The following is a 17096-nucleotide window of genomic DNA, read 5'->3' as shown; positions in this document are numbered from 1 at the left end:
ATGGGAGTGTGAGTCCAGATTGCGAACCCGGCAGGCAGGTTTCACTGAATGTGATATTCGTCACAATTAGTTGATTAGATAAGGGATTTATCATTAAGACAGCTGGCTACACATCTCATACCCAAGGGCGTCATGCGACAACTTGTGACACCATTTAGCTCGAGTGCTCATCCCTTGAGCGATAAAAACAGAGGCATGGTCAGTCTCCTGCCGGGGCAAAACGGCTGACAACCTGCCCCTGATGCTCAATCCACTCCATAAACATGGCGACGGGACGGGCATAGACCTGACCATCCTGCTCGGATTGATAAATGACCAGCTGCTCCTGGGTTTCGGTATGCAAAGCCAGGGCAAGCACTTGATAGTAACCCCCCTTGAAGTGGCGATAGCGGCCTGGAACGGGTGCTTGCATGGGAAAACCTCGCAGAAGTGAACGCCGATGAGCGAACCACATAAAGATGACACCATGAGTGCCATTCAACTCATCGAAAAGGGGGACGAAGACGATTTTTTACACAAGCCAATCGTGCCACAGGATCCGGATATTGCAACACAGTCAGGCAGCATTGTTAATTCGTTCCCCATGTTTCACTAGTTAACCTTGGTTAGCACCAAATATCGTGCTGAATTTAACGTTCTAGCAACCCTGTTTTAGGGCTAAAAATCAGGGAATTCTTCTAAAAAGAGGATTGTTCTAGCATTCAATTCTGTGAAGAATAGGGGAAAAGAAATTTGATACTAAAAATCGCCTTTTTCGCCAACGCGTCCCTGTGGGGAAGGAATCACTGTCACCATGTTCACAATCGACAAGTCGCACAAGCTCGACGATGTCTGCTATGACATCCGCGGCCCGGTGCATAAAGAGGCTCGCCGTCTCGAAGACGAAGGCCACCGCATTCTCAAGCTCAACATCGGCAACCCGGCCCCGTTCGGCTTTGATGCGCCGGAAGAGATCATCAAGGATGTGATCCTCAACATGCCACTGAGCCAGGGCTACTGCGACTCCAAGGGGCTCTTCTCTGCCCGTAAAGCGGTGATGCAGTACTACCAGCAAAAAGGGATGCGCAAGGTCGATATCGACGACATCTACATTGGCAATGGCGCCAGCGAGCTGATCGTGATGGCGATGCAGGCGTTGCTCAACAATGGCGACGAGATGCTGGTGCCCTCCCCCGACTACCCGCTCTGGACCGCGGCCGTCACTCTCTCCGGTGGCCATGCGGTGCACTACCGCTGCGATGAAGGAGCTGACTGGTATCCGGATCTCGACGACATCCGCGCTCGCATCACCCCGCGCACCCGCGGCCTGGTGCTGATCAACCCCAACAATCCGACCGGTGCCGTCTACGGCAGCGAGTTCCTGCTGGAAGTGATCGAGATCGCCCGCCAGCACAACCTCATCATCTTCGCCGACGAGATCTACGACAAGATCCTCTACGACGACATCTCCCACACCAGCGTCTGCACTCTATGCGACGATGTGATGGTGGTAACCTTCAACGGCCTCTCCAAGGCTTACCGTGCCTGCGGCTTCCGTCAGGGCTGGATGGTCATCACCGGTCCAAAAGGCCGTGCCCGCGGTTACATTGAAGGGCTGGAGATGCTGGCCTCCATGCGGCTGTGTGCCAACGTGCCGATGCAGCACGCCATCCAGACTGCGCTTGGCGGCTACCAGAGCATCAACGAGCTGATCCTGCCGGGCGGCCGCCTGCGCAAGCAGCGAGACAAGGCATGGGAGCTCTTGAACGAGATCCCCGGGGTCTCCTGCGTCAAACCCAAGGGGGCGCTCTACATGTTCCCGCGCCTCGACCCCAAGGTGTATGACATCCGCGACGATCAGAAGATGGTGTTCGACCTGCTGCAGCAAGAGAAGCTGCTGCTGGTACAGGGCACCGGCTTCAACTGGCCGGCGCCGGATCACCTCCGGCTGGTGTTCCTGCCCCGCGAAGAGGAGCTGGAGGATGCCATCGGCCGCCTCGCTCGCTTCCTCAAGGGCTACAAGCAGTAAGCAAAGCTCATGAAAAAGGCTCCCGCGGGAGCCTTTTTGTTATCTGTGGTTTTATCCGTGCAATCAGCCGTGCAGCAGGGCACCAGCCACCAGTACCGCCATGGTGATGAGAGCCACACCGATGATAAATGGCAGCACCCAACGCACGAAGCGATCGTAGGGGATCTTGGCGAGCGCCAGACCCGCCACCAGATGGGCGGCGGTGGGGGCAAACAGGTTGATCCAGCCGGAGGCGGACTGATAGGCGGTGATCACCAGATCCCGGGAGATGCCGGAGAAGTCGGCCAGCGGCCCCATCAGCGGCATGGAGACCGTCGCCAGCCCCGAGGTGGAGGGGATGAAGAAGCTCAGGATGATGTGTACCAGATAGGCCATCAGGATGAAGACCGACGAGGAAAGCCCGCTCACCAGCCCTTCAGCCCAATGCAAAATAGTGTCGATGATGACGCCCTGCTCCATCACCACATAGATGCCGCGCGCCACCGCAACCACCAGTGCCACCCCGATCAGATCCCGAGCGCCGCTCAGGAAAGTCGCCACATAGTTGGACTCCGGCATCCGGTTGATCAGCGCAATCAGGATGGAGGCACTGAAGAACAGGGTGGATAGCTCGTCAAACCACCAGCCAAAGGTGGGCAGCACGTCGATCCCCAAATCCGACCAGGGCACCACCGCATAGATCATCAGCAGGAAGGTGCCGAAGAAGACCTGCATGGTGAGTTTCTGCTTGCCGGTGAAGGCGAGGTTGCCGCTCTTCATCTGGGAGAACTCGTCGTCATAGACGATGTCGGCCAGCACGGAGCGGGATCTGTCCTGTTGCACCTGCTTGGCGTAGCGCATCACGAACCAGGAGGCGAAGATCACCAGTAGCAGCCACTGGATGACCCGCAAACCGATCCCTTCGCCGATGGGGATACCGGCAAAACCGGAGGCAATACCGGTGGCAAACGGGTTGACGGTGGAGGCGAGCACCCAACCCCGGAGCCGAGCAGGATGATCCCCGCCGCCACCATGCGATCGAAGCCCGCCGCCATCATCACCGGCACGATCAGCGCCCAGAAGGCTACCGTCTCCTCCGCCATGCCGAAGGTGGAGCCGCCGAGGGCAAACAGGGCGATCAACACAGGAATTAGCAGCCGCTCACGCCCGGCAAAGCCACGCACAATGGCCCCAACCCCGGCATCAAGCGCACCGCTTTGCATGGTCACCGCGAGAAAACCGCCGATGATGAGCACGAACAGCGCCACATCAGCGGCCTTGTGAAAGCCCTGAATGGGGGCTTTGAGCACCTCGAACACTCCTTGCGGGTGGGCGGGTAACTCGGTGTAGCTGCCGGGCACCGGCAACAGCCGCTCGTCGCCGCTGTAATCGGCCACGGCCGCTGCCGCCACCGGCTGCTGGGTCTTGGCGGTGACATAGTCATATTTGCCCGCTGGCAGCACCCAGGTCAGGGCGGCCATCAGGGCGATGATGATGAAAAGCAGGGTATAAACAGTGGGGAGTTGGCGCTTCTTGGGCGCCTCGTTTGGAGTGGTCATAGCTTCCGTACCTCGGCAATGCCGTCTGTGATCCGATCAGCGCAAGACTAGCGGGTTTGATATGGGAAAAAGGTGATCGCTGATAATAAAATTCCGCAAATTAGCGGAATGTTTGCCAAAAAAACAGGGCCCCGCGGGGCCCTGTTTTCACTTGAGTCAGACTCAGAGCTCGACCACGTCGAATTTCACATCCGGATTTACATCCGCATCGTAATCGACCTCATCCAGACCGAAACCGAACAGGCGCAGGAACTCCTGCTTGTAGCCGGTGTAGTCAGTCAGCTCGGAGAGGTTTTCGCTGGTGATAGATGGCCACAGGTCGCGGCAGGTCTGCTGCACATCTTCACGCAGTTCCCAGTCATCCATGCGGATGCGAGCCTGCTCGTCCAGCGCCATGTCGGACGCGTAGAGACGGGTGCGCATCATGCGATCCACCTGCTCCATGCAACCCTCGTGAATGCCCTTCTCCTTCATGATCTTGAAAGCCATGGAGATATAGAGCGGCATCACCGGAATGGCGGAAGAAGCCTGGGTCACCACGGATTTGAGCACGGCCACGTGAGCGGTGCCGCCCTTGGCTGCCAGATCGCCACGGATGGCGGCAGCGGCGCGGTCCAGATCTTCCTTGGCGCGGCCCAGAGTGCCATGCCAGTAGATTGGCCAGGTCAGATCGGTACCGATGTAGGAGTAGGCCACGGACTTGGCGCCGTCAGCCAGCACGCCGGCATCACGCAGGGCAGCCATCCACAGCTCCCAATCCTGACCGCCCATGACGGTGATAGTGTTCTGGATCTCTTCTTCGTTCGCCGGCTCGACGGTGGCGGTGATGATCTGATCCTTGTTGGTATCGATGGCGGTGGTGGTGTAGACCTCACCGATCGGTTTGAGGGCAGAGCGCACCACTTCGCCGGTTTCCGGCATCTTGCGCACCGGAGAGGCCAGGGAGTAGACAACCAGATCGATTTGACCCAGATCCTGCTTGATAAGCTCAATCACCTTGGCGCGGCACTCGTTGGAGAAGGCATCGCCGTTGACGCTCTTGGCGTAGAGGCCCGCCTCTTTGGCTGCCTTGTCGAAGGCGGCAGAGTTGTACCAGCCAGCGGTACCGGTCTTGGACTCGGTGCCCGCTTTTTCAAAGAAGACGCCGAGGGTGGCGGCGCCGCTACCGAAGGCAGCCGCAATCCGGGAGGCCAGGCCATAACCGGTGGAAGCGCCGATCACCAGCACCTTTTTGGGACCATTCTCGATGGTGCCCTTGGCCTTGGTATAAGCGATCTGGCGACGAACATTGGCTTCACAACCGACCGGATGAGTGGTGGTGCAGATAAAGCCGCGAACCTTGGGTTTGATGATCATATGGGGTCTCGGATCCGTTTAATGGATGAAATCGGGGCATAAGATACCTCATCTTGCCGCGATAAGGTGCTCTGATGTGTTGAACTGCGGCAAAAATGGCCATTCAGGGTGACAGCTGCCGTCAAAAATGCACAATTTTTCGGAAAGCGTCACTTCATCAGTCCGGTAATGAATCTTCCCATATCTATGGAAACCGATGACATGTTTCAACACAGGTGCAGTACGAACAACATGATACAAAAAGGCCCCGAACTCTCGGGGCCTGGGGGTAATGTCATCGAACTATATCAAGCGGCATGTGAGCGCCATTTAAAATGATTAATCTGTGTTCTCATTGACTTGGCCATCTCATCAAGACGCTGACACTTGGCCGATACATGGGCTGCCGAGTCCGAGGTATGTACTGCGATATCGGCAATATTGACCATGCTGCGCGTCATCTCTTCGGTGACTTTGCTTTGCTCTTCGGCTGCAGCAGCGACTTGCACATTGAGATTATTCAGATCATCCACCGCACTCACAATTTCTTCCAAAGAGACGCCACAGGTCAGCATCAGGGTATTCGTCTTCTCCACTTCAGATAATCCGATATTCATACTATCAACAGCCATAGTTGCATTCTGTTGCAGGCGATTGACGGTGTTCTGGATTTCTCCGGTAGAGTTTTGGGTGCGCTGAGCAAGTACCCGGACTTCATCAGCCACCACCGCGAAGCCACGCCCCTGCTCACCAGCTCTGGCGGCTTCGATGGCCGCATTCAGTGCCAGTAAATTGGTTTGTTCGGCAATCGAGCGAATAACCCCCATCACCTGGGTAATGTTATTGCTTTCGATAGCCAGGTTTTGCAGCACAGTGGATGTATTTTGCAATTGACCAGAGAGCAGAGCCATATTCCCAATGGTCTCCTTGACAACCGCTTGCCCCTCTTCTGCCTTGTTTTCAGCCTGACGGGCGGCAATTGCAGCACTGTTTGTATTTTGAGCGATTTCGTTAACCGTTGCGCTCATCTCATTCATCGCCGCAGCGCTCTGATCTGTCTCCAGACGCTGCTGGGCCATTTGCTCTGCACTGGTTAGCCCCAGCTCGTTCAGTGCATCGGCGCCTGTCGATAACTGTTCGGCCACGTCATCCATTTCGCCAATCAATCTGCGGAAATGGCTAACCATATCATTCAGCGCCCGTGCGACTTGCCCCAATTCATCTTCCCGAATGACGGGGACGGTGACGGTCAAATCCTGCTCATGCTGCAATTTGTAAAGCGCTCTGCGCAAAGCGGTGAGCGGTTGACTGATCCCGCGAAAAATCCAGATCCCCAGCACGGATAAAGCGAACAGGGCAATCCCGGTAATGGAGAGGAAGGCAAATGAAAAATCAACGGCCAGACTTTCCAGGGTACCAACATGCTCATCTGCAAATCTCAGCTGGAGTTCAACCAGCTTGCCCAGCTCCTCATTAAAAGGATCAACCGTGCTGTATAACTGATGAATTGCCTTATCAAGAGGAGCTTTTAATGAAAGATCACTCTGAATACCATCCAGTGTAATGTCGGCTTTGTTCATCAATACCTGGGCAGACTCCGCTATCGCCCGCTCTTCCGCAGACATCTTCTGGGCCATGTAACGCTTCCATTCCGTTGCGGCTTTTAACTGCGCTTCAGTAACGGAACGTTTTGCCTCTTCACGGGTGATTAATCCAACATGCGCTTTATTGATCGCATCAACGACACTGACCGCATACAAGTCTGAAATCAGCTTCAGTTCGGATAACTGCTGCACCTCCTCTTCATTCACCTGATGGGCAGCCTGATTCATCAGGCGCATCCCCCAAAGGGAGAGAGTGCACAGCAAAATCATACAAAACAGCGGTACCACAACCAGCATCAATAATTTGCTACGAACCGAGATCCCTTTCATGGTGTCGTCCTCATACTCAGGCCACTGGTCGTTTAATATGCAATTGATACACCAAGCATCACGCGACCACTCATTTCAATACAATCACCCGCTTACCTCATTAAAAAGCGCGGTCTGTGCACCATAGTGCAATGCAAGTTGCAACCTGTTCGCAAAACCAGACTTAAACACATCACCGCAGAAGAAGGGCTAATGCCCTTATTGATAATGCGCTTTTTGAGTCTATTCATCATTTCGTTGATGTCTAATCTTCGCAAAGCAAAATCCGTAGCGTGTTGCAGCCTGCATCGTCCATGAACTGATGGCGGCAACGTCCACGAAACTAGCAGGCAATGCGAGTGATGTGGCCATCCTGCAGCTTATAGAAGGCATCTTGGGGCAACTCCTGTGACCAGGTCGCCTCATAGCCGAGATCGGCATAGACGCCGCGCAGGATGGCACCGAGCAGACCGTGGGAGATAACGATGGCCCGCTCGGCGATGGCGGGATCCTGCAACCACTGGTGTGCCCGGCGCTGAATGCTCTCGAAGCTCTCGGCCCCCGGTGCCTGCAGATACCAGTCCCCCTTGCCGGTATCGAGCTCGGGGTGGGCAAGACGCAGCGCAGGTATCTGGCAGCTCTCCCACTCCCCCATCCCCAGCTCCATCAAGCGATCGTCCCAGATGATGCGATCCGCTGACAGCCCCAGCTGCTCGCACACCAGCAGCGCAGTCTGACGGGCGCGACCGAGCGGGCTGGCATAGACGGTCCAGCGGGCGGGATCCGCCAACTCGTCGGCAAGCCGCCGCCCCATGGCGATGGCTTGCGCCTCACCCTTGTCGGTCAGATCGGAGTTGCAACGCCCCTGCAGACGCTGCTCGGCATTGAAGCGAGTCTGGCCATGGCGCAGCAGATAGATGAGTCGAGACATGATTTCTCCAGCACGTTCAGAGAGATAGAAAAATAAAGGGGGAAGATGATAACAGATGAGCCCGAAGGATGGCCCAAACAGAGAGGCTGAAGCGGGCGTAAAAAACGGGTCAAGGCTGACCCGTTTGCTGCCAATTTGGCCAGAGTGTATCGGCTCAGCCCTTCTTGATCTCCCGCAGATAGCGGTAGATGGAGTGGACCGAGATCCCGAGCTGGCGCGCCGCAATCTGGGCACTGTCTTTTAACTCGAAGATCCCCATGTCGTGCAGCTGGTTGACGATGACCCGTGTCTTCTGGGATGGGGGAACAGCCTCGTTGCCGCGCACCTCGGCACTGACGGTGTCAATGGTGCTGTTGAGCGCTTCGTCGATGTTGCGGGCGAACACCTCCGGGGTGGCATGGCTCTCGTGGGGATGCATGCACTCCGGCATCATGGTCCGTAGCACGGATTGCAGCGGAGCGTCCATGTCGCTGTTGATACAGAGCAACCCGATGGCTCTGTGCTCCCCGTTGCGGATCACGGTAGTGATGGAGCGCAGGGTCTTGCCGGTGGCGCACTTGGTCATGTAGGGACTGGAGATATCCTGCCCGCTCTTGAGCTTCATCATCGCCAGGTTGGTGATGGGGGCGCCGACACTGCGGCCGGTGATATGGCCGTTGGCAATCTTGACGATCGAGGGATTGCGCGCATCCAGACTGTGGAGCAGCACTTCGGTGTGCTGACCATACATGGCGGCGATGCCGTCCACAATGTTCTCCATCGACTTGAGGATCTCAAAATCGCTCGGACTCAACTCTTGCAGCTTCACAATGGGACCTTCTTGCAAAGGTTGCTGCCGGGCAATGGGTGTCGGGCAGCAACCAACAGGGACATCAGGCGGACATGATATCAATAATGGTGCTGTCTGTGGCAGACATGCCCTCCTTCACCATCTGACCGACGTTGCGGATGGTCTGATCCACGTCGCCGGCGACGATCCCCTGCCCCGACACCGAGTGGCTGTTGAGGGCCATCAGGAAGCCGCGCACCGCCGCGCCGGAGGAGGTACTCACCTTCATGGCGCAGGAGGCTTTCGCCCCGTCGCACACCATACCGGCACTGTCGCTCAGCACGTTCTGGATGGCGAAGCAGGATTGCTCGAAGCTGCCGCCCGCCAGATAGACCATGGCCATTGAGGCGGCCGCGCTGGTCACGGTATTGCCACAGAAAGCCGACAGCGGCGGATAATGGGACTTGATATAGATGGCGCCCAGATGGCTCATGATGAGGGCGCGAGCCAGCTGCTCTTCGCTGGCTGCAAAGCGCTCGGCAATCACCATCACCGGAATGGTGGCGGCAATGCCCTGGTTGCCGCTGCCAAAGTTGCTCATGGCTGGCAGGGTCGCGCCCCCCATGCGGGCATCGGAGGCAGCCGCCGTCATCATCACGATGCGGTTCATCACATCCTCGCCGATAAGACCGGCATTGATGTTCTGCTGCATGGTGCGGCCAATCTCCAGGCCATAGGGGTTGTTCATCCCCTCGGCGGAGAGCTTGCCGTTAAGTTCCGAGGCTTTGAGGATGAACCTGATCTGCTCGAACTCCACCTGAGTGGCGAACTCGTAGATGGCGGCGATGCTGATATCTACCCCGTCGCAGATGGAACCGGTGGCACCGCCCTGGCTCTGATCGGCGGTGAAGGTCACCTCGCCATCGCGGCGCTGCTCGACGATGCGGGTATGACCGCCGCAGAGGGTCACTTCGGCGCTGTGTTCTTCACCCTTGTCATCAGTGCCATAAACGGTCACGCGGCAGAAGATAAACTCGGGGGCGGCGGTGCGGCTCACCTGCACCTTGCCGGCATCGATCAGCTGCTGGGCACGATCCACCTGTGCTGGCTGGATCGCGGCCAGCACCTCCAGCCCGGCATCGGCGTTGCCGCCGATGGCACCGGCCGCGGCCGCAATGGCCAGACCGATCTTGCCGGTGCCCGGCACATAAACACCCATCGAGTTTTTATAGAGATTGTCCGACACCGCAACCTCGAGGCGACCGGGCTCACACCCCAGTTGCCGAGCGGCGACAGCCGCGGCATAGGCGGCGGCGATTGGCTCGGTACAACCCAGCGCTGGTTTGACAACCTGTTGAATAATCTGCAGATACTGCTGCCACGCTTGTTTCATCACTTGAACCTTTTTATCAGCATTAACGAGCGATATGGGCGATCGCTTCCACTTCAACCTTGACGCCCATCGGCAGATCCTTCACTGCGAAGCAGCTGCGCGCCGGACAATCTTTCTGGAAATAGGCTTTATAGACCTCGTTGAACGCGGCAAAATCGCTGATCTCGGCGAGGTAGCAGGTGGTTTTGAGCACGGTATCCAGCGAGCCGCCAGCGGCTTCCAGCACGGATTTCAGGTTTTCCAGTGACTGGCGGGTCTGGTCGGCAATGCCCCCTTCCACCACACCACCCTGCTGCTTGCAGACCGGCAACTGACCGGAGGTAAAGATGAGGTCGCCATAGGCAGTGCCGTGGCTGTAGGGACCGATAGCGTCAGGTGCCGCTGCTGCTGTGATGATGCGTTTCATATAGCCACTCCTGTTTGTGCAATTTTTTTTGCAATCATGAATCTCGTTCCGTTCAACATTATTTGCTTTTTATTTTATCCATTCAACAAAAAGATACAAAAATGGCGTTTAAAGGCACCTTTCGGCCTCAATATAAACCGTGATCACCATCCTGATTTGAACAAAAGTACTCTTATGGGCATTGTTTATGACAGTTTCATTCAACTATATTTGCGCCGCTTTCCCACATCCCTACAAAAAAGAAGGTTTTAATGGACGCGCATAGCACTACACTCGCCAGCCCCGTGATGGGCACGCTGGAATGGAAAGAAGCGGTTCGCTTCGACAGCACCGACTGGGGCTGGATCATCATGAGCATCGGCATGGCCATCGGCGCGGGGATCGTCTTCCTGCCGGTACAGGTGGGTCTGATGGGCTTGTGGGTCTTTCTGCTCTCGGCTGTGATCGGCTACCCCGCCATGTACATGTTCCAGCGCCTCTTTATCAACACCCTGGCCACTTCGCCGGAGTGCAAGGATTACCCCAGCGTCATTACCGGCTACCTTGGCAAGAACTGGGGTGTGCTGCTCGGCGCGCTCTACTTCGTGATGCTGGTGATCTGGGTCTTCGTCTACTCCACCGCCATCACCAATGACAGTGCCTCCTTCCTGCAGAGCTTCGGCGTCACCGACGGCCTGCTCTCCGAAAACCCGCTCTACGGTCTGGTGCTGATCTGCGGTCTAGTGGCACTGGCCTCGCGCGGCGAAAACCTGCTGTTCAAGATCTCCACCTTTATGGTGCTGACCAAGATCAGCGTGGTGGCCGTGCTCGGCCTTATGATGGTGGACAAGTGGGATGCGGCAAACATCACCGCCATGCCCGCCGCCGGTGACTGGATGAAGGATGCCATCATCATGCTCCCCTTTACCCTCACCTCCATCCTCTTTATCCAGAGCCTGAGCCCCATGGTGATCTCCTACCGCTCGCGGGAAAAGTCGCTGGAAGTGGCCCGCTTCAAGGCGATGCGCGCCATGAATATCGCCTTCGGCATCCTGTTTGTGGTGGTGTTCTTCTACGCGGTCTCCTTCACCCTGGTCATGGGCCACGATCAGGCGGTCAAAGCCTCCGAAGAGAACATCTCCGCGCTGGCGATGGTAGCCCAGGGGATGCCCGGCCAGACCCTCAAGCTCCTGAGCCTCACCCTCAACATCTTTGCGGTAATGACCGCCTACTTCGGCGTCTATCTGGGCTTTCGTGAAGCCTGTCAGGGTCTGGCGATGAACCTGCTGCGCCGGGTGCTGCCGGAAAACCGCATCAACAAGGGATTGGTGGGTAAGGGCATCATGGTGTTTACCGTCATGCTCTCCTGGGGGGCCATCGTGCTCAACGCACCGGTACTGAGCTTCACCTCCATCTGCAGCCCCATCTTCGGCATGGTGGGTTGCCTCATCCCGGCTTATCTGGTCTATCAGGTACCGGCGCTGCACAAGTACAAGGGCACCTCCCTCTACATCATCATCGTCACTGGCCTACTGCTCTGTGTCTCGCCCTTCCTGGCGTTCAACTGATCGATTGCAAACGCCCTCCTTATCGACTTCGGGCCACCTTCGGGTGGCCCGTTTTCTATTGGCTCGGCTGACGGCGTCCCGCCTGGAAGTAAAAAGCCAAGGGGATCACAACTTGCAACCGGCCATCACCCAAGGGAGGCCGCTCGGAGTACTATTCAGGCAATACGACTCACGCCCGCACTCAGGTATCGAGGCTTAACATGAAATGGATTTTCAACCCCGCCATCCGGCTGGGCAATCAGCTCTCCTTCAAATACAAATTCCTGCTCTGGTCCTGTCTGATGCTGCTGCCACTGGCCTACAGCATGACCAATCTGCTGGGGCGGCTGCAGGATGACAACGTCCAGGCCAACCGCGAGCTGGCGGGAGTGGTCAATCTCGCCCCCGTTCCCGCCATCGAGCAAGCCCTGCTCACCCATCGCAATCTGGTAACCCGTCACGCCCATGAGGTGGATCCGGTCGGTGATGATCAGGTCAAGGCAGCCGCACAAACAGTTGATCAGAGCCTGCAAGCCTTTGCCGACACCAGCCAGAACAACCCCTCCTTTGAAGTGATCCAGCAGGGCTGGGCCGCCCTGCAGAGTGAAGCGGGCAAGCTGGAAGTGGAGCAGAGCAACCTGCGTCACGACAAGCTGCTGACCAAGGTGCGCCACCTCTACAAGCACATTACCGCCAGTAGCAGCCTGATCCAGGATCCGGCGCTCGGTACCTACTACATGGTGATCCTCGCCAGCGAGCGGTTGCCGCAACTGCGCGACCTGCTGGCCCAGGTGCGGGATCGCGCCGCCACCATCGCCGATTTCGGCCTGTTTCAGGCCGAGGGCTACAGCGGCCTGCGTTTTCGTCTCGACCTGATCAGCGCCACTCTGCAAGAGCTGGAGGCCGATCTGACCCTGCTATACCAGATTGAACCGGCCTACCGCGCCGAGCTGGGTCTGCAGACCGATGCTCTGATACAGCTGGTGCGTCAGGGGGTCGAGACCATGGAAAACAAGATGATGAAGGATCAGCTGGTGCAGCTCTCCACCAAGGAGGTGCAAGCGCTGGGGGATAAAATGGACGAGGCCATCACCGCGCTGGCAGGCCAGGTACGCCAGCGGCTGGAGGCCGACTTACATCAGCGGCTGACCGCCAACCAGCGCCACTTCTGGTGGGTCACCGCGCCGCTGACCATCAGCTTGCTGCTCTACCTCTACCTGATGATCGGCGCCTATCTCTCCCTGCGCGACACCGTAGGGCGGGTGCGTGATATTGCCGCTCGGGTCAACGCCCAGGATCTCAGCCAGCATATCGAGATCGTCGGTCAGGACGAGCTGGCCGCCATCAGCCGGGATTACAACGTGACCCTGGAGACCCTGCGCACCCTGATGCTGCGAGTGCGTGAAAATGGCGTCACCGTGGTGGAGAGCGCCACCGAGATCGAAGCGCGTACCTGCCGCTCACAGGAGGTGATCGCCGATCAGCAAGGGGAGACCCATCAGGTCGCCACCGCCATCAAGGAGCTGGCCGCCACCTCACAAGACATGGCGGGCAACGCCCTGCAAGCCGCCCGCATGACCCAGGAGGCGCAGAACGTGGTCGGTCAGGGCGAGGATGTGGTGGAACGAACCATCAAGGCAATCGACCATATCAACCGCGAGGTGCTGCGTACCGCCGACACCATAGGCCAGCTGGAACAGCAGTGCAGCCAGATTGGCGGCGTCATCAGCGTGATCCGCAGCATCGCCGAACAGACCAACCTGCTGGCCCTCAACGCTGCCATCGAAGCGGCCCGGGCTGGTGAGCAGGGTCGCGGCTTTGCGGTGGTGGCCGACGAGGTGCGGTCTCTTGCCAACCGCACCCAGGGGGCTACCGTCGAGATCCAGCAGATGATTGAACAGCTGCAATCCGGCGCCCGCGCCTCGGTCACCGCCATGTCGGCGGCCAGCCATGAAGCGCAGGAGGGGGTCGGGCTGGCGCAGGAGGCAAAACAGGCTTTCGGCGCCATCACCGAGAAGGTGGATCGGATGGTCGATACCAACGCCATCATCGCCAGCGCCATCGAGCAGCAGGGCGCAGTGGTCAACGAGATCGAACGCAACGTGGTGCGCATCTCCGATGGCAGTGACGAGGCGCTGCAAGTGGCCAGCGCCGCCCGCGATGCCGCCCGCCAGATCCACCAGCTCACCGAACAGCTGCGCGCCATGGTACAGAGCTTCGTGCTGTAACAGAGCGCTGACAAGCCGGGCTCAACGTGAGCCCGGCATTATCTCGGTCTCGCCCCTGCCAACAACATCTCGGTTGCTCGGATCATCCAGAAAATCTCTGCGACCCACTTGCCGGGCAAACGCCAACAAAGTAGTCTCGAACGAAAACAAAATGCGGCATTCCCGACACGCGCTCTCGATGATGTCGAGGGAAACCAAGCCGCCTGCGAACCACAGATTAAAACCAGCGTCACGTCATCTATCACCCGCTTCAAGCGAGGATTTACCCATGGCCAGATACCAGTTTTTTACCATTCCGGCATCCAATCGGCAGCAATACACCTTTATCGACATGGCATCTCCGACTTTTTTGAGTGAAAAGGCGGCACTGCTGACCCAAGGATTCGAGGTGGAGGAGGACTTTATTGACGCGACCAGTCCACGGGAGGCCGTCGAGAAGTACCAGTCCAATTTTCTCTATGTAGCGGACGAGATTGGCAAGTCCGATAGCAGCTACGCCGCGGCCGTAGCCATGCTGGAGATTGGCAAGGGGTTATTGGGCAATAAAGCCCGCTGAGATAAGGTACAGCGGTGAAGAGTGGTGGCCATCGTGGCAACGCGCCCGATGGCCATATGGCAAGACATCAATTCGGTGATTTAGAAGCGCCCCAGCTGCTGGAGCATCTCGATCAGCTCCTCTTCGCTGCTCGGCTCATAGGCCAGCTGAAGGCTCGGCGCAGCGCCCCCCATCAGCATGTAGACGTTGGTGCTGCAGTGGTCGTAGTGATACCACTTACCGTCGATACAGACGTCGGTATAGCATCTCGGGTCCCTTTTCAGTTCCATATGCACATCCTTTTGTTACATCCCATCAACATCACTCCTGACCGTAAAATAACCACCGAGGTTCACGCTTGATGCAGATCAAGGGAAGCGGCTGAAAGGGACAGATATCAGCCAGATCTGTGGCCTGCGGATGCCCCGAGCCACCATAGGTTATCCGAATGAAGACGGGCCGAGTGCCCTGTCATATCGCCGGATGGCCCCCGGTAACAAAAACGGCGCCCGCAGGCGCCGTTTTTTCATTCCCGTCATGTTATTTCCACCGACGGGGTAAACAAGCAAGAGGCTTATTCGTCTTCCAGATAGGCGTAGCCTTGCAGGCCCAGCTCCAGCTCGTCGAGCAGGGCTTTGCGAGTGGCATCGTCCAGCGCCGGGTGAGCGGCGATCCGCTGGTAGTTTTCGCGGATCACGGACGGGTCGATGTTGACGTAACGCAGCAGCTGGTCGACGGTGTCGCCGCGCACCACGTTGCGAATGTCCATCTTGCCCTCTTCGTCCAGCCACACTTCCGCGCAGTGGGTGTCACCAAACAGGTTGTGCAGATCCCCCAGGATCTCCTGATAGGCACCGACCAGGAAGAAGCCGACGTGGCACTCTTCGTTCTCGCCGTAGACCGGCATCGGCAGGGTGCTCTCGACCCCCAGACCGTCAACATAGTGCTCGACCTGACCGTCAGAGTCACAGGTGATATCCATCAGGATACCGCGACGGGTAAGCGGACGATCGAGACCCGCCAGCGGCATCACCGGGAATACCTGACCGATACCCCAGGCATCCGGCAGGGACTGGAACAGGGAGAAGTTGGCAAAGCACTTGTCCGCCAGCTTTTCACTCAGCTCGTCAGCCAGCGCACGGTGGTTGCGGTTGACCGGATTGAGCATCTCTTTGAGTGCCAGACAGGTGTTCTGGTGCAGCATCTCGGCCCAGGCACGCTGTTCAAGGTTCAAGAGGCCCATGGTGTACTGGGTGTTGACGTCACCCAGATCTGCCACCGAGTCATGGAAGATCTCCAGCAGGGAGGGATCTTCGCTACGCAGATCCAGCCAGCCTTTCCACATGTTCTGCAGAATGGTCGGCGCATCTTCGTCCGGCGCGCTGATGTCGTTCATCTCCACCCCTTCGGCACCAATGATATTGGTGACCAGCACGGCGTGGTGGGCGGTCAGGGCACGGCCAGACTCGCTGATGATGGTCGGGTGCGGCAGGTCGAACTCGCGGCAGACATCGCCGATGCCCCATACCACGTTGTTGGCGTACTCGGAGAGGCTGTAGTTGGCGGAGCAGTGGCTCTGGGAACGGGTTCCCTCGTAGTCCACACCCAGGCCGCCACCGACGTCCACGACTTCGATGTTGGCACCGAGGCGACGCAGTTCGGCGTAGAAACGGCCGCACTCGCGGATGCCGCCCTGAATGTCGCGGATATTGGCGATCTGGGAGCCCAGATGGAAGTGCAGCAGTTGCAGACAATCCAGCTTGCCCAGCCCGCGCAGACGTTCGATCAGCGCCAGGATCTGGGAGGCGGAGAGACCAAATTTGGACATGGAGCCACCGCTCGATTCCCACATGCCGGAGCCGGTGGAAGCGAGCTTGGCACGCACCCCGATGTTGGGCTTGATGTTGAGACGAGCTGACTCGTCCAGCACCATTTCCAGTTCGGAGGGCTTCTCCACCACGATGTAGACCTTGTGGCCCATCAGGTTGCCCAAGAGGGCGTGGCGGATATATTCGCGGTCTTTGTAACCGTTGCAGACGATCACTGAGCCTTGCTCATGGTGATGGGACAGCACGGCCAGCAGTTCCGGTTTGGAACCAGCTTCCAGGCCAAGCCGGGGCTTGTCGCTGTAGGACTGGCTGATGGTCTCGATGACACGACGCTGCTGGTTTACCTTGATCGGGTAAACGCAGAGGTAGTCCCCTTCATAGCCTGACTTCTCGATGGCCTGACCAAAGGCGTTGAACAGCGCATCGACCCGACTCTTGAGAATGTCGGGGAAGCGCAGCAACACGGGGGTGGTCAGCCCGGACTGACGCAACTGTTCGATGGCGTCAGAGAGCACAATATGCGCGTCAGGGCGTGATTTGTCGGGGGCGACGGTCACATGACCGGCGTCATTGATATTGAAAAAACCCGCACCCCAGTAGGGAACGTTGTAGACCTTCAAGGAGTCCTTGCTGGACCAGTTAGTCATGGGCTATGCCTCGCAAATGAGCGACCCAAAGTCGCCTT

The 17096-nt window shown here is 57.8% G+C and carries 13 protein-coding genes and 1 pseudogene; 4 read left to right on the top strand and 10 right to left on the bottom strand.

All coding sequences use genetic code 11. The features are described 5' to 3' along the window. Nucleotides 1–199 precede the first annotated feature (199 nt). On the bottom strand, nt 200–412 hold the full coding sequence (locus tag ACTG2O_RS11295; RefSeq protein WP_005334366.1) for a DUF1653 domain-containing protein: 213 nt from the start codon (nt 410–412) through the stop codon (nt 200–202). Between the two features lie 381 nt (nt 413–793). Here ACTG2O_RS11295 and ACTG2O_RS11290 point away from each other — a divergent pair, with 381 nt between their 5' ends. Continuing rightward, complete coding sequence (locus tag ACTG2O_RS11290) at nt 794–2008, top strand: pyridoxal phosphate-dependent aminotransferase (protein WP_439975761.1); 1215 nt, start codon at nt 794–796, stop codon at nt 2006–2008. A 63-nt stretch (nt 2009–2071) separates the two neighbouring features. Here the strand turns inward: ACTG2O_RS11290 and ACTG2O_RS11285 are convergent. From ACTG2O_RS11285 to ACTG2O_RS11255, 7 genes and pseudogenes are all read right to left on the bottom strand, one after another. Continuing rightward, nucleotides 2072–3546 (bottom strand): annotated as a pseudogene (locus ACTG2O_RS11285) (YfcC family protein). 162 nt (nt 3547–3708) lie between these two features. Further along, the gene (gene fabV / locus ACTG2O_RS11280; RefSeq protein ID WP_005353312.1) at nt 3709–4902 is read right to left on the bottom strand and encodes an enoyl-ACP reductase FabV; all 1194 of its coding nucleotides are present in this window, start codon (nt 4900–4902) and stop codon (nt 3709–3711) included. 287 nt (nt 4903–5189) lie between these two features. After that, nucleotides 5190–6815 carry a methyl-accepting chemotaxis protein gene (locus tag ACTG2O_RS11275; protein ID WP_019445953.1) on the bottom strand — a complete coding sequence of 542 codons (1626 nt, stop codon included), beginning with the start codon at nt 6813–6815 and terminating at the stop codon, nt 5190–5192. Between the two features lie 322 nt (nt 6816–7137). Next, complete coding sequence (locus ACTG2O_RS11270; protein ID WP_216975306.1) at nt 7138–7725, bottom strand: histidine phosphatase family protein; 588 nt, start codon at nt 7723–7725, stop codon at nt 7138–7140. A 154-nt stretch (nt 7726–7879) separates the two neighbouring features. After that, entirely contained in the window at nt 7880–8533 is a 654-nt protein-coding gene (locus ACTG2O_RS11265) for a helix-turn-helix transcriptional regulator (RefSeq protein WP_005334376.1), read from the bottom strand. 64 nt (nt 8534–8597) lie between these two features. Further along, a complete protein-coding gene (locus tag ACTG2O_RS11260) occupies nt 8598–9887 on the bottom strand; it encodes an L-cysteine desulfidase family protein (RefSeq protein ID WP_019445950.1) in 1290 nt (429 codons plus the stop codon). Between the two features lie 22 nt (nt 9888–9909). Then, nucleotides 9910–10293 carry a Rid family detoxifying hydrolase gene (locus ACTG2O_RS11255; RefSeq protein ID WP_019445949.1) on the bottom strand — a complete coding sequence of 128 codons (384 nt, stop codon included), beginning with the start codon at nt 10291–10293 and terminating at the stop codon, nt 9910–9912. 251 nt (nt 10294–10544) lie between these two features. Here ACTG2O_RS11255 and ACTG2O_RS11250 point away from each other — a divergent pair, with 251 nt between their 5' ends. The 3 genes from ACTG2O_RS11250 (at nt 10545) to ACTG2O_RS11240 (ending at nt 14603) form a co-directional block, all read left to right on the top strand. Then, nucleotides 10545–11840: a hypothetical protein gene (locus ACTG2O_RS11250; RefSeq protein WP_439975758.1), complete on the top strand. Its 1296-nt coding sequence runs from the start codon at nt 10545–10547 to the stop codon at nt 11838–11840. 200 nt (nt 11841–12040) lie between these two features. Then, nucleotides 12041–14047, top strand: a complete 2007-nt coding sequence (locus tag ACTG2O_RS11245) for a methyl-accepting chemotaxis protein (RefSeq protein ID WP_439975756.1) — start codon at nt 12041–12043, stop codon at nt 14045–14047. A 268-nt stretch (nt 14048–14315) separates the two neighbouring features. Further along, nucleotides 14316–14603, top strand: a complete 288-nt coding sequence (locus ACTG2O_RS11240; protein WP_019445946.1) for a hypothetical protein — start codon at nt 14316–14318, stop codon at nt 14601–14603. Nucleotides 14604–14683: 80 nt separating this feature from the next. Here ACTG2O_RS11240 and ACTG2O_RS11235 read toward each other — a convergent pair whose 3' ends face one another. Both ACTG2O_RS11235 and speA read right to left on the bottom strand, forming a co-directional pair. Continuing rightward, complete coding sequence (locus ACTG2O_RS11235; protein WP_005334402.1) at nt 14684–14872, bottom strand: hypothetical protein; 189 nt, start codon at nt 14870–14872, stop codon at nt 14684–14686. Nucleotides 14873–15156: 284 nt separating this feature from the next. Beyond that, nucleotides 15157–17058, bottom strand: coding sequence for a biosynthetic arginine decarboxylase (gene speA / locus ACTG2O_RS11230; protein WP_019445945.1), 1902 nt, complete (start codon nt 17056–17058; stop codon nt 15157–15159). Between the last annotated feature and the right edge of the window lie 38 nt (nt 17059–17096).

It is taken from the genome of Aeromonas sp. 61P (assembly GCF_051919545.1).
In the GTDB taxonomy this organism is placed as follows: Bacteria; Pseudomonadota; Gammaproteobacteria; order Enterobacterales; family Aeromonadaceae; genus Aeromonas; species Aeromonas veronii.
This window is presented reverse-complemented; position numbering and strand designations above follow the sequence as displayed.

Excerpts from the sequence above, each read along its gene's own strand:
- ACTG2O_RS11295 (WP_005334366.1), bottom strand. The coding sequence starts at position 412 with ATGCAAGCACCCGTTCCAGGCCGCTATCGCCACTTCAAGGGGGGTTAC.
- ACTG2O_RS11290 (WP_439975761.1), top strand. The coding sequence starts at position 794 with ATGTTCACAATCGACAAGTCGCACAAGCTCGACGATGTCTGCTATGAC.
- fabV (WP_005353312.1), bottom strand. The coding sequence starts at position 4,902 with ATGATCATCAAACCCAAGGTTCGCGGCTTTATCTGCACCACCACTCAT.
- ACTG2O_RS11275 (WP_019445953.1), bottom strand. The coding sequence starts at position 6,815 with ATGAAAGGGATCTCGGTTCGTAGCAAATTATTGATGCTGGTTGTGGTA.
- ACTG2O_RS11270 (WP_216975306.1), bottom strand. The coding sequence starts at position 7,725 with ATGTCTCGACTCATCTATCTGCTGCGCCATGGCCAGACTCGCTTCAAT.
- ACTG2O_RS11260 (WP_019445950.1), bottom strand. The coding sequence starts at position 9,887 with ATGAAACAAGCGTGGCAGCAGTATCTGCAGATTATTCAACAGGTTGTC.
- ACTG2O_RS11255 (WP_019445949.1), bottom strand. The coding sequence starts at position 10,293 with ATGAAACGCATCATCACAGCAGCAGCGGCACCTGACGCTATCGGTCCC.
- ACTG2O_RS11250 (WP_439975758.1), top strand. The coding sequence starts at position 10,545 with ATGGACGCGCATAGCACTACACTCGCCAGCCCCGTGATGGGCACGCTG.
- ACTG2O_RS11245 (WP_439975756.1), top strand. The coding sequence starts at position 12,041 with ATGAAATGGATTTTCAACCCCGCCATCCGGCTGGGCAATCAGCTCTCC.
- ACTG2O_RS11240 (WP_019445946.1), top strand. The coding sequence starts at position 14,316 with ATGGCCAGATACCAGTTTTTTACCATTCCGGCATCCAATCGGCAGCAA.
- ACTG2O_RS11235 (WP_005334402.1), bottom strand. The coding sequence starts at position 14,872 with ATGGAACTGAAAAGGGACCCGAGATGCTATACCGACGTCTGTATCGAC.
- speA (WP_019445945.1), bottom strand. The coding sequence starts at position 17,058 with ATGACTAACTGGTCCAGCAAGGACTCCTTGAAGGTCTACAACGTTCCC.